The organism is Bradyrhizobium sp. CCBAU 51745 (assembly GCF_028128715.1).
Classification (GTDB): Bacteria; Pseudomonadota; Alphaproteobacteria; order Rhizobiales; family Xanthobacteraceae; genus Bradyrhizobium; species Bradyrhizobium manausense.
Window position 1 is genome coordinate 554,620 of the sequence record NZ_LBJP01000007.1, and the last position, 12,988, is coordinate 567,607.

General features: G+C 64.3%; 9 protein-coding genes. 6 read left to right on the forward strand and 3 right to left on the reverse strand.

Going from position 1 to position 12,988, the window contains the following annotated elements; translation table 11 throughout:
- Positions 1-113 precede the first annotated feature (113 nt).
- Complete coding sequence (locus tag XH98_RS09850; RefSeq protein WP_271618478.1) at positions 114-1,250, reverse strand: acyl-CoA dehydrogenase family protein; 1,137 nt, start codon at positions 1,248-1,250, stop codon at positions 114-116.
- A 265-nt stretch (positions 1,251-1,515) separates the two neighbouring features.
- Here XH98_RS09850 and XH98_RS09855 point away from each other — a divergent pair, with 265 nt between their 5' ends.
- On the forward strand, positions 1,516-3,066 hold the full coding sequence (locus tag XH98_RS09855) for an acyl-CoA synthetase (RefSeq protein ID WP_271618479.1): 1,551 nt from the start codon (positions 1,516-1,518) through the stop codon (positions 3,064-3,066).
- A gap of 52 nt (positions 3,067-3,118) precedes the next feature.
- On the opposite strand, the gene XH98_RS09860 is transcribed toward XH98_RS09855, so the two are convergent.
- Both XH98_RS09860 and XH98_RS09865 read right to left on the reverse strand, forming a co-directional pair.
- A complete protein-coding gene (locus XH98_RS09860; RefSeq protein WP_271618480.1) occupies positions 3,119-4,573 on the reverse strand; it encodes a glycosyltransferase family 2 protein in 1,455 nt (484 codons plus the stop codon).
- Between the two features lie 3 nt (positions 4,574-4,576).
- Positions 4,577-5,347: a helix-turn-helix domain-containing protein gene (locus XH98_RS09865; protein WP_271618481.1), complete on the reverse strand. Its 771-nt coding sequence runs from the start codon at positions 5,345-5,347 to the stop codon at positions 4,577-4,579.
- Positions 5,348-5,534: 187 nt separating this feature from the next.
- Here XH98_RS09865 and XH98_RS09870 point away from each other — a divergent pair, with 187 nt between their 5' ends.
- From XH98_RS09870 to XH98_RS09890, 5 genes are all read left to right on the forward strand, one after another.
- On the forward strand, positions 5,535-7,808 hold the full coding sequence (locus XH98_RS09870) for a marine proteobacterial sortase target protein (protein WP_271618482.1): 2,274 nt from the start codon (positions 5,535-5,537) through the stop codon (positions 7,806-7,808).
- Between the two features lie 105 nt (positions 7,809-7,913).
- Entirely contained in the window at positions 7,914-8,507 is a 594-nt protein-coding gene (locus tag XH98_RS09875; RefSeq protein WP_271598120.1) for a class GN sortase, read from the forward strand.
- 150 nt (positions 8,508-8,657) lie between these two features.
- Positions 8,658-9,650 carry a glycosyltransferase family 2 protein gene (locus tag XH98_RS09880; RefSeq protein WP_271598119.1) on the forward strand — a complete coding sequence of 331 codons (993 nt, stop codon included), beginning with the start codon at positions 8,658-8,660 and terminating at the stop codon, positions 9,648-9,650.
- Between the two features lie 133 nt (positions 9,651-9,783).
- Entirely contained in the window at positions 9,784-12,003 is a 2,220-nt protein-coding gene (locus tag XH98_RS09885; protein ID WP_271618483.1) for an acetate--CoA ligase family protein, read from the forward strand.
- A 153-nt stretch (positions 12,004-12,156) separates the two neighbouring features.
- Positions 12,157-12,987 (forward strand): MlaD family protein, encoded by an 831-nt coding sequence (locus XH98_RS09890; protein WP_271618484.1) that lies wholly within the window; start codon positions 12,157-12,159, stop codon positions 12,985-12,987.
- Position 12,988 lies beyond the last annotated feature (1 nt).

A 12,988-nucleotide genomic window follows, 5' to 3' on the forward strand; every position in this document is an offset into this window, starting at 1 on the left:
CTACTTCTTCCCCCTGTCATTCCGGAGCGCGCGAAACGCGAGCCCGGAATCTATTCCTCTGCGGAGTCTGGCCGAGCCCGACGCTTCGCGCCGCCCCGGAATGACGGTGTCCATCACAATCCCATCTGCCTTGACGCCAGATCCTTCATGATCTCCTCGGTGCCGCCGCCGATGGCGTTGACCTTGACTTCGCGGTAGATGCGCTCGGCCTTGATGCCGCGCATGAAGCCGGCGCCGCCAAAGATCTGCACGGCTTCCGAGGCGCAGAACGCCATGGTCTGCGTCGCCAGGTTCTTCATCATGCAGATTTCAGCGACCGGGCTCTCGCCTTGCTCCAATCGCCAGGCCAACATCTCGAGCATTGCTTGCGAGGCTGCGACCTTCTGCGCCATGTCGACGATCTTGTGCCTGATGACCTGGTGCTGGGCAAGCGGCTTGCCAAAGGTCTTGCGCTCCTTGGCGTAGGCGATGGCTTCATCGAGGCAGACCCGCGCGAAGGCGGTGCAACTCGCCGCCATGCCCATCCGCTCGCTGTTGAAATTCTGCATGATGATCTTGAAGCCGTGCCCCTCCTCGCCGATCAGGTTCTCCGCCGGCACGCGGCAATCATCGAAATGCAGCGTCGCAGTGTCGGAGGCCCACCAGCCCATTTTCTTCAGCCTGGTGCGGGACAGGCCCGGCGTATCGCCCTCGATCAGGAGCAGGCTGACGCCGCCGGCGCCCTCACCGCCGGTACGCACCGCAACGGTCAGATAATCGGCGCGGACGCCTGAGGTGATGAAGGTCTTTTCGCCGCTCACGACGTAGTGGTCGCCGTCGCGCCGCGCCCTGGTGCGGAGGTTCGCGACATCCGAGCCGCCGCCCGGCTCGGTAATCGCGAGCGCGGAGATCTTCTCGCCCGACAGCACCTGCGGCAGCACGCGTGCCTTGATCTCTGGCCGCGCCGCGCGGGCGATTGGCGGCGAGCCGATGGTGTGGCTCATCAGGCTGGCGCTGACGCCGCCGGCGCCGGCGCGCGCCAGCTCCTGGCTCGCCACGATCTTCATGAACTGGTCGGCGGCGATCCCGCCATATTCCTCGGGAAATCCGAGCCCCAACAGCCCGATCTCAGCTGCCTTGCGATAGAGCGCGCGGGGGAATTCGCCGGCCTCGTCCCATTCATGGGCGAACGGGGCGATCTCCCTGTCGACGAAGCGGCGCATCATTTCGCGAAAGGCGTCGTGCTCGGCGGTATAGAATGGGCTCTTCATTGCGATATTGCTTTCGACCACTCCTGCCGTTCCACCATGGCTGGAACACCGGCGGCTCACTTGCGCGGAGTGGCTGGATTCGCCGAGCCGCTTGGCGGCAAGCCGTGATCTAGCAACTCAACGCAAGACGATTTTCACCCATCGCAGGCCAACTCCAAATCAAAAAAACTGCTGCACAAACTCCGGCTGGCCTCCCAGGGCCATGCCGGGCATGGTGCACAGCAATAAGAATCCAGACGACACAGGACCGCCGAGGGAGGGAGTGTTGGCCGTTCGTTATTACGATTGGATCGCTCATCACGCCCGCCGCGCGCCTTCCAAGGTCGCGGCCATCGATCTCGCAAGCGGGCGCCGCTTCACCTATTCGGAGTTCAACGCCCGCATCTCGCGCCTGGCTTCGTTCTTGCGTCACTCGCTGAAGGTCTCGCGCGGCGACCGCGTCGCCGTGCTGGCGCCGAACACCACCGATATGCTGGACGTGCAGTTCGCCTGCGGACGGCTCGGCGCCGTCCTGGTGCCGCTGAACATCCGCCTCACCGTTCCCGAGCTTCAGTTCATCACCGGCGATTGCGCGCCTGACGTGATGATCTACGACACCGAACTGGCCGAGACAGCGCTCGCCGTCGCAAAGCTCTGCAACGTCGCGACCAGCGTGCCGCTCGGCTCCGGCGGAGCCTATGAAGCCGGCATCGCCGCGGCCAAGCCGCTCGACCGCACCGAGGAGGTCACGCTCGATGATGTCTCGACCATCATGTACACGTCGGGCACCACTGGTCACCCCAAGGGCGCGACCATCACGCATGGCATGACGTTCTGGAATTGCGTCAATCTCGGCGGCCCCGCCTGTATCGGACCATCCTCGGTGGCTCTTACTGTGCTGCCGATGTTCCACACCGGCGGACTGAATTGCTACACCAATCCCGTGCTGCATGCCGGCGGCACCGTGATCATCATGCGCGCCTTCGATCCCGCCGCGGCGCTCGGCCTGATCAACGATCCCGCACACGGCATCAACGCGTTCTTCGGCGTGCCCGCGATCTACCAGTTCATGGCGCAGCATCCGGCCTTCGCGACGACCGATCTCTCCAGGCTGATCGTTTGCGGTGTCGGCGGCTCACCGGTACCGATGCCGCTGCTGAAGGTCTGGGAGGCGCGCGGCGTGGCGCTCCAGCAGGGCTACGGCATGACCGAGACCTCACCGGCCGTGCTGGTGCTGGACCGCGAGGACGCGGCGCGCAAGGCCGGCTCCGCCGGCAAGCCAGTGCTGCACACCGAAGTGCGCATCGTGCGCCCCGACGGCAGCGATGCCGATGTCGGCGAGCTCGGTGAGCTCTGGGTCAAAGGACCGAACATCACGCCGGGCTACTGGAACAGGCCCGAGGCCAACAAGACGTCGTTCACCGACGGCTGGCTGCACACCGGCGATGCCACGCGCGTCGACGAGGAAGGTTTCTACTACATCGTCGATCGCTGGAAGGACATGTACATCTCCGGCGGCGAGAACGTCTATCCGGCCGAGGTCGAGAACGTTCTGCATCAGATCGCGGCGGTTGCGGAAGCCGCGGTGATCGGCATTCCTGACGCGCAATGGGGCGAGGTGGGCCTTGCGATCGTTGCAGTGAAGCAAGGCCAACAGCTGACAGAGGCCGACGTCTTCGCGCATTGCGCGGCCAACCTGGCGCGCTTCAAATGCCCGCGCCAGGTCCGCTTCGTCGATGCCCTGCCGCGCAACGCCACCGGCAAGATCCACAAGCCGACCCTGCGCAAGGAATTCTCGGTGGCTTCGGAGGTCGACAAGAAAGTCGCCGAGGCCTGATCAAGGCGCTCCTCGCGATTCCGCGCCGATCGAGCAGCTGAAGATGCGTGGTTCAAGGCTGTTTAACCTCGATGCCAACGACAGGCAGGCCGAGACGACGCGCATCGCCGATACCTCTGAACTCGGGGCAGGCCCAGGCCAGGATGGCGATGCCTGATTGCGGCAGGTCGAGGCTCAACATGTAACGGTCCACGCCGACCTCGATCGCGGCGCGATCGAGAGCTGCGCCGTCGAGATAGAATTGCGCGCCGATCTGGTCGAGCGGCTCACGCAGGGCGGGACTGCGGATGCAGATCGTGCTGCGTCCCGGCGCGCCCTTGATCCGAACGGCTGCCTGCGGCTCGCTCCAGCGAAAAGCATGGCCGGCAGCCGATTCCAGCTCGTGAAAGCCGAGCTGCGCGAGGACCTGATCGCCAAGCAGCTTCTTCGCCGATCTGGTGTGCCCGCGAACACGACGGATAGATGCGAGCCGCTGAAGGTGGATCAGCGATGCGATGTAGAGCTTCATCCACCGCGCAATGGCATCGCGCGAGCCGAATGGAGCCAGCGCTGACAGCACCAGGCGCGCATGAGCGGTGGCAAGGAAAGCCGTGACGCGCGCACGGAGATCACCGAACAGCGCCGGTCCGCTCCAGCGCCACAGTGCACGCAGTTCCTCGTCGGGCCATTTCCGACGGAGACGCGGCAGGCTGTAACGCAGCAGCGCGTTCAATGCATTGAACGCAAGCGGACGATCCAACTCGTCCCGGTCTTTCCATTCAAAGGGAATTTCGATCAGCTCGCTGCCCGGATCGCGCCGATCCTCGCTGAGAAATCGGCTCTCGCCCTGGACGAAATCGAGCGTGAACGTCTTCAGCTCACCGATCCGGCCGATATAATAGTGGTGGAAGCGCGCTTGCTCGAGATAGCCGATGGCGTAGCCTCGCGCATGGTAAGCGGCGGCGAGCACCCATTCGGCGAAATGACCGAGCTCTTCGCGCAGGCCCCCGCACTCCCGATAGACGTCGCGCCGCGTTACGAAGCACTGGTCGAGCACCTTGCGCCAGGGATGCTGCTTCATGCCGAACTCGATGTCGGCCTGGTACATCGCGGCCTCCGCCTCGGACAGGCGGTTGTGGCAGATCGGGACCGAGCGGCAGGAAAATCCGGCCCAGTCGGGATGATCTTCGATTGCGCGGATGCAGAGCGCGATCACGTCGGGCTCGGGCCAGCAATGCGATTCCGTGAAGAATAAATAGCGGCCGCCAGCCCTGGCGGCGCCGGCCGCGCAGAGCCCGATATCGTGCACGGAATCCGCGAATTCGAGGCGGGCCTGGCCTGCGGCAAGCGCGTTCAGCTCCGCATGCGCCGTGAAGTCGGGTGGAATGACCAGAATGATCTCGTAGAGAGACCTGTCCGCCGTCTGTGACGTCCAGCCAAGCCAGGACTGCTCCCACTGCCCGCGGTGAAATTCGAGCGGGATGATGACCGAGAACAGTGGGCACGCGACGTCGGATGTTACAGCCACGTCCTATACCGACAATAACAGCGCGAATGACTCCTCCACCGTGCGGCGCAGGTGGCTCAGATACAGCGCATGGTTGGCGTGGTCAGGCATGATCCGTCCGAGCGCCGGCTCCTTGACGTTGTTGATCGGAACATAGGCGATTGGCGCCGCGACCGGCATCAGCTGGGAGCCGGCGCCGGCACGCAGCGTCGAAATGATGCCGTACATCGCACCTGTTACGGTCGGCCGCGACACCGTGATGACGCGATGCTGCCCGTGCTTGTTGATGACGAGATAGATGAAGCCGGATTGATGCGGCACCGCAACTTCGCCGGTGTGCTCATAGGCGGCATCGGTTCGCTCGCCCTCGCGGAAGACCAGCGAGGACACTTTCGGCTCCCAGGCGATTTCGGTGCGATAGGCGAAGATCGCATCCCTGTCGCCAAAGGATGGCCGCAGGGTGAGGTAGACACCCTCGATCCAGGTCACCGCACGATGCGAATAGGAGCCGAGGCCGTCGGGTGCGACGTCGCTGCCCCCCGCGGGCGCCGGCGTGGCAGTGCTCTTTCGCAGGGACACGCCCAGGGCCTGCTCCAGCCGGACCGTGGTCGCCAGCGTGAACGGGCGCCGGCCTCCGAGCGCCTTTTCCAGGGTCGACAGGCTGAGCTTGGCCTGCTCGGCCAGCGCCTGCCGCGAGATCCGGCGCCTGGCGATTTCCTCGCGGATCATCTCCGCGACCTCGCGGCTTTGCTCGTCCGAAAGCTGCTTGTCGGAGAGCTTGTCTTGCGTCTGCATCGTTAACCCCGCTCCACGGCGTCCAGTCTAGCAGGGCGGACAAGTCAGCACAAAACCGGACATCGCCGCCAAACCGGCTGATGGCTCCGACCGGCCGTGGCGGATCATTACCGATCATTCTGCTCGCGAAATCAGGCCCTCCCGACCGATGCTCGGCAGCATCAAACATGCTTCGGGAGCAGGCCAAATGGACAATTACGACACGGTCGAAAGCGACGAACACCCTGACGAAAATCCGTGGCTCGGCAGGCTGATCAAGGTCGGGCTGTTCCTTCTGGCGCAAAGCATCGCCGTGCTCCTGGTCAGTTTCGTGGCCCTGCTGGTGAGCTTCGAGACCTCCTGGTCGGCGACGACGGAGCAGGCCAGCCTGCTCCAGCCCGGCGATGCCAAATCCGGCACCCTGCTCCTGAAGGAGAATGGCGCCACGACCGAAGCCATCCGGCTCGGGATCGACGTCGACATCACGGTCTCAGGCCCGACGCTGCGCACGCGCGTCACCCAGGTCTTCCGCAACCCGACCAAGGACTGGGCCGAGGCGACCTATGTCTATCCGCTGGGTGCCGACGGCGCCGTCGACACGCTGAAGATGGTGGTCGGTGACCGCGTCATTGTCGGCGATATCAGGGAACGCCAGCAGGCCCGCGTCATCTACGAGGAAGCGCGCCGCACCGGGCAGAAGGCCGCGCTCACCGAGCAGCAGAGGCCCAACATCTTCACCAATTCGGTGGCCAATATCGGTCCCGGCGAAACCGTGCTGGTGCAGATCGAATATCAGGAGCCCGTGCGTCAATCCGGCAACGAATATTCGCTGCGCGTGCCGCTCGTGGTCGGGCCGCGCTACAATCCGGCGCCGATCGTGCAGAGCGTCGATTTCCGCAATGACGGCTCCGGCTGGGGCGCGACCCGCTCAGATCCGGTGCCCGATCGTGAGCGCATCTCGTCACCCGTTCTCGATCCCGCCGGGAATGCACCGGTCAATCCGACCAGCATCACAGTGCACCTGAAAGCCGGCTTCGCGCTCGGCGAGGTGAAGAGTCACTCCCACAACGTCAAGATCGAAAGTCCTGATGACGCGACGCGTGTCGTGACGCTCGCGGACGGCTCCGTGCCCGCTGACCGCGACTTCGAGCTGACCTGGAAGCCGGCCGCTGAAAAAGCACCGTCAGTCGGGCTGTTCCGTGAGCGTGTCGGCGATGCCGACTACCTCCTGGCTTTCGTCACGCCGCCGGCCGCCGAGCAGACAGCGCAGAAGCCGCTGCCGCGTGAAGTGGTGTTCGTGATCGACAATTCCGGTTCGATGGGCGGCACCTCGATCGAGCAGGCCAAGGCGAGTCTGCTTTATGCGCTCGGCCGCCTGCAGCCGAGCGATCGCTTCAACGTGATCCGCTTCGACGACACCATGGACGTGCTGTTTCCGGCCTCGGTTGCCGCCGATGCCGCGCATGTCGGTGAAGCGACCTCCTTCGTCAGCGCCTTGCAGGCGCGCGGCGGCACCGAGATGGTGCCGGCGATGCGCGCCGCGCTGACCGACAGGGTCGCCGACACCAGCATGGTTCGCCAAATCGTGTTCCTGACGGAAGGCGCGATCGGCAACGAGCAGCAATTGTTCGAGACCATCACGGCGATGCGTGGCCGCTCGCGCATCTTCATGGTCGGCATCGGCTCCGCGCCCAACACTTATCTGATGACGCGTGCTTCCGAGCTCGGCCGCGGGACCTTCACCCATATCGGGTCCGTCGATCAGGTCGAGGAGCGTATGCGCGGCCTGTTTGCCAAGCTGGAGAACCCTGCCGTGACCGGCCTCACCGCGAAGTTTTCCGATGCCAAGGCCGACGTCACGCCGGCAATCATCCCGGACGTCTATCGCGACGAGCCCTTGCTGCTTGCAGCGAAGCTCGACAAGCTCGCGGGCTCGCTGGAGCTCAAGGGTCATGTCGGCGATCGTCCGTGGTCGGTGACGCTGTCCTTGAAAAATGCCGCTGAGGGCAAGGGTCTGTCGAAGCTTTGGGCCAGGCGCAAGATCGGCGATGCGGAAGTGGCGCGAACGCTCCGCGAGATGACGCCGGAGGACACCGACAAGACGGTCCTTGCGCTGGCACTCGACCATCAGATCGTCACGCGGCTGACCAGTCTCGTCGCTGTCGACAAGACGCCGAGCCGTCCCGAAGGCGCGCCGCTCAAGCTCAGCGAGCTTCCGATCAACCTGCCGGCGGGCTGGGATTTCACGAAGGTGTTCGGTGAACGGCCGCAGCAGACCCCGGCACATCTGCGCGAGCGCCGCGCCGATGCGGGCCAGCCCGCGGCAAGACGGCCAGCACCTGTCACCTCGGATACGATCCGCCTGCCCAAAACTGCGACCTCTGCAGAACTGAAGATGATCGCAGGCCTGATCCTGATCGTGCTCGCCCTGATCCTGCTCGTGTTCAACCGGCGTCAGACCTTGCTCACTGATGCCGCTTGAGAGAGGAGCCCCCCGAACTCCTCTTGCTTGGCGCGCGCGGCTGCCCGTCCCGAAACCAACGGCCGCGCGCGCCTTTTTCTTGGAATGACGAACGAGAGATACGCCATGCCCCGCCTCATCTCGCCTCTGGACTTGGCGCAGGTCCTGGCGCTGGTCCTGGCGCTGGTCGGATCAATCCTGTTCGGTGACGGCGCCTACATCCACGCCAAGGCGTGGCTCGCCCAGGTGCTGCTGGAGCATGCGTTCGAACGGAGCATTGCGACCGGCCAGCCGGTCAAGCCATGGTCCTGGGCCGACACCTGGCCGGTGGCGCGGATCGAGGTCAAGCGGATCGGCGCCAGCGCGATCGTGCTGGAAGGCACGAGCGGCCAGGCGCTCGCCTTTGGGCCCGGCCACGTCGACCGCACGGTTGACGCCGGCGAGCGCGGGGTTGCCGTCTACGCGGCACATCGCGATACACATTTCCGCTTCCTGCGAAACGTCGTCATCGGTGATGTGATCGACGTCACACGCAGTGACGGCAACCGTTTTCGTTATCGGGTGGATTCCTCGACGATCGTCTATTTCGACGCGTCTGACATCGATCCCGAAACTCAAGGTTCAGAGCTTGTCCTTGCGACTTGCTGGCCGTTCGACGCTCTCACCTCCGGCCCGGAGCGCTACCTGCTGCGTGCGACCTTGGTGGATGATCGTGAATAGCCGTTCGCAATTGCGAAGTTTGATCTCGGGCTCGCAGGGCTGACGTCCGCAACAGCGACGTCGTCAGCCGCTGAACTGGCGCTGCCGGCAGGAGACCTATAAGAAGGCCTGCGGATCTTTGTGGCGGAGCCGGGCGGGAACACGGGGTAGATGGACGAAGACTTCAGGCAGGGTCTCGAATACCGATTGGAACAGCTGGAAAACCGCGTCGCGCTGTTGGAGCGCAACCTGAGTCTCGTTGCGGCCGGCCAGAGACGGGCCTCGTTCCGCGGTCTCTGGCGGCGTCCCCCAATGTGGACCTTCGAGCAACATCTGCCGCGCCTGCTCAACCTCAACGCGTTCAAGTCCCCACCTGCGATCCCTGCGAACGCACCGCGGATCGCGATGGTCACGCCAAGCTACAACCATGCGGATTATATCGGCGCCACGATCGACAGCATCGTCGGCCAGGCTTACCCGAATCTCTATTATCACGTGCAGGACGGCGCCTCGATCGACGGCACGGTTGATCTCCTGAAGAGCCGCGGCAACAGCATCAGCTGGAGGAGCGAGCCGGACAACGGCCAATCCAACGCCATCAATCTCGGTTTTGCCGGCGTCGAATGCGAGATCATGGCCTATCTCAACAGCGACGACATGCTGCTGCCTGGGACGCTCGCTCATGTCGTCGACTATTTCATGTCGCATCCCGATGTCGACATTGTCTACGGCAACCGCATCTTCATCAATCGTGATGGGCTTGAGGTTGGACGCGCGGTGCTGCCTCGCCACGATGACAAGACGCTACAATATGCCGACTACATTCCGCAGGAGACGATGTTCTGGCGCAAGCGCGTGTGGGACAAGATCGGTCCAATCGATGAAAGTTTCCATTTCGCGATGGACTGGGATTTCATCCTGCGGGCACAGGCCGCCGGATTCAAGTTCGTACGCCTGCCGCGGTTTCTTTCCTGCTTCCGGATCCATGACGCACAGAAGACGACGGCAACCTATGCAATCGGTGTCAAGGAGATGGGCATCCTGCGGCGTCGCGTCCTCGGATTCGATCCGACGCAGATGCAGATAAGGCGCGCCATTGCGCCTTATCTGCTGCGGCAGCTGGCCTATCACTACAGCTACAAATTGGGCCTGCTGCGCTACTGAGAACGGCGCGGTTACGTGCGATCCGCCGCGCATTCCGCCACGCGGCATGCAGCGCCGCCGGTTGCCACTCCTGTCAACTCACCCTACGATCAGCTGACGCGCCGCCAAGAAGAACAACAGGTGAGGTCACGCCATGGAAGCTCAGGTCTCAGTCGCGTCGGTTCCTGGCCGTCCATGGTCGCCACCGCCCGATGCCGGCGACATCGTCAAGCGCATCCACGCCATGCTGCATCCACACAACATCGTGCTGGTGGGTGCGACCGACAAGCCGGGCAATTACGCCGAGCGCATCTGGAACAATCTGGTCAAATACGGCTTCGAGGGCGGGCTCTACCCTGTCAACGCCAGGCGCGAGAGCATCTGGGGCGTCACTTGCTACAAGGACTTTGCGAGCCTCCCGGAAAAGCCCGACCATGTTCTCGTGCTGGTGCCCGCGCGCTTTGCCGTGCAGGTGATCCGCGACGCCGCCGCTGCCGGCGCGCGGTCCGCGACCATCGTCACCTCGGGTTTCAGCGAATTGCAGGATGAGGAGAGCCAGAGGCTCGCCGCCGAGCTGCAACAGGCGGTGCGCGAGACGGGGCTCGCCGTCACCGGTCCGAACTGCCTCGGCAATTTGAGCGCCGGCGAAAAGCTCTTCACCAATATCGACGACCGAACCGTCACCATGGAACAAGGCGCGGTGGCGATCGCCGGGCAGTCGGGCGCCATCGTCATGGCAATCAGGCAGGCGCTGGAAGATCGCGGCGTCGGTGTCGGCTACATGGTGACAACAGGCAACGAGACCGGGCTCGAGACACCGGACCTGATGCGCTATTTCGCCGAGGATCCGAGCATCAAGGTGATCGTGGTCTATCTCGAGGGCGTGCGCAACACCAGAGCGTTTCGCGATGCCTGCAAGGCCGCGCGCGCCGCCAGCAAGCCGGTCATCGCGCTCAAGCTCGGGTCATCGGAGGGCGGCCGCGCCGCCGCGATGGCACACACCGGCGCGCTCGCGGGCTCGATCGAGACATTCGATGCGATTGCAACGCGCGAAGGCGTGATCCGCGTCGCCGGCCTCGACGAGCTGATCGAGACCACCGAATGCTTCGTCCACGCCACCGTGCCCAAGGGCGACCGGCTCGCGGCGGTGACGCTGTCAGGCGGCAAGCGCGGCATGCTGATCGATGCCTTCTTTGCACAAGGGCTGAGTTTCGCGCCGCTCAGCCCGCATGTCAGCCGCGAGCTCAGCAAGATGCTCGGACCGGGCTCGATCGTGGGCAATCCGCTCGACGCCGGCTTTGCCGCGGTGGTTGATCCCTCCGTCTACATGAAGTCGATCAAGCTGATGATCGACGATCCCGATATCGACATCGTCATCGTCGACGCCGAGTTTCCAAAGGCGCCGCACGAGCAACGCGAGCGGAACTTGCGCATCGTCAACGAGATGGCGGGCCGGGCCGGAAAGCCCGTGATCTATATCAGCGCGATGTCGATCGGCTTCACCGAGTTCACCAAGGACTTGCGCAAGTCGCTGCCGCATCTGACGGTGATGCAGGGCATGGACCGCGCGGTGACCGCGATCAAATCACTGCTCGCCTATGCGAAACTGCGCAAGGAAGTGCCCGACATCGTCTCGAGCTCGAAGCCGGCGGCACGCGCCTTGCTGGAGAAGACGCTGAAGTCGGCGCACGGCGCCGCGCTCGACGAAGTCGCGTCGAAGAAGCTGCTGAAGGCCTATGGCATCCCGGTCTCGAAGGAGGGAATCGCGCAGACCGCCGCAGAAGCCGCGGACATCGCCAGGCAGATCGGCTTTCCGGTCGTGGCAAAGGTCGTCAGCGCCGAGATCCTGCACAAATCCGACATCGGCGGCGTGGTGCTGAACCTCAACAGCGCGGCCGAGGTGAAGCAGGCGTTCGCTGACATCACCGCGCGGGTGAACAAGCTAAAGGGCAGGCCGAAACTCGACGGCATCCTGATCGCACAGCAGGTCAAGGCCGATCTCGAGCTCGTCGTCGGCGCCTCGCTCGATGCCGAGATGGGCCCCGTCGTGCTGTTCGGCACCGGCGGCATCGATATCGAGCTGATGAAGGACGTGGCGCTATCAGGCGCACCGCTCGACCAGGCCGAGGCGCGGCTTTTGATCGGCCAGACCAAGGCCGGCGTCAAGATGCGCGGCTATCGCGGCAAGCCGGCGCTGCACGAGGCCTCGGCCGTCAAGGCGCTGGTCGGCCTGTCCAATCTGATTGCGGATGCCGGCAACCGGATTGCCTCGATCGACGTCAATCCGTTCCTGATCAATGCCAGGACGGGCGTGGCCGTCGACGCGCTGATCGTGCTGAACAATGCCGCCGCCAAGCGCGCCGCCGGGCATTGAGTTCGCGTAGGGCCGTAGGGCGGATTAGCGCAGCGTAATCCGCCAATTTTGCACCACTGGAGACAAAAACGGCGGGTTACGCTTCGCTAACCCGCCCTACGTACCATGACTGCCTCCTTCCAACTTCCCGGCATTGGCCGTAGACTCCACTTCATGGCACGCGCGAGCAATCTTGTGATCGGAACGGCGACGCTGACGGCGATCGCCGTCGCGTTCGGCGGCCTGCTCGGCGTGCAGAAATGGCGCGCCAGCCAGAGCCGCAGCCAACTGCGCGTCGTTTTCGAAGGCGGCTCCGCGAGCGGCCTGCGCCGCGGCGGTCCGGTCAATTTCGACGGCGTGCCCGCCGGCCAGATCCTGTCGATCAAGCTGGAAAGTCCGCGCAAGGTCGTGGCGCTGGTGTCGCTCGACAACACCGCGCCGATCCGCAAGGACACGGTGGCCGGCATCGAGTTCCAGGGCCTCACCGGCGTTGCCGCGGTCTCGCTGATCGGTGGTGCCCCGTCGGCGCCACCGGTGCCGCTGGACTCGGATGGCATCCCCGTGCTGACCGCCGATCTCAGCGACGCCGAATCCATCGTCGACACCTTGCACAGCGTCGACCGCACCATCGTCAGCAACGCGCCCGCGATCAAGGACGGTCTGCGCACGTTCGAAAACTATACAGCCGATCTCGGCGGCAAGGGCGAGGAGATCGACGCCGTGATGCTCAAGGTCGACAACGCCTTTGCAGGATTCGACAAGGCGGTCTCGAAGATCGAGGGTGCGGTGCCGGGTTTCGTCGACGGCAAGGCCGACGAGCTGTTCGAAAAGGTGAAGGGGCTGCACGAGCTCGCCGACACCATGAAGAAGAAATCGGCAAGCTTCCTCGAGGAGACCCGTCGCTCGCTGCTCGACGTCAGCGAAGCCGCCAACAAGATGAGCGGGCTGCCTGCGCCCGCCGCGGCCCCGCGTCCGCCGCGCAAGCCGGCGCAGCCGAAGCGATAGG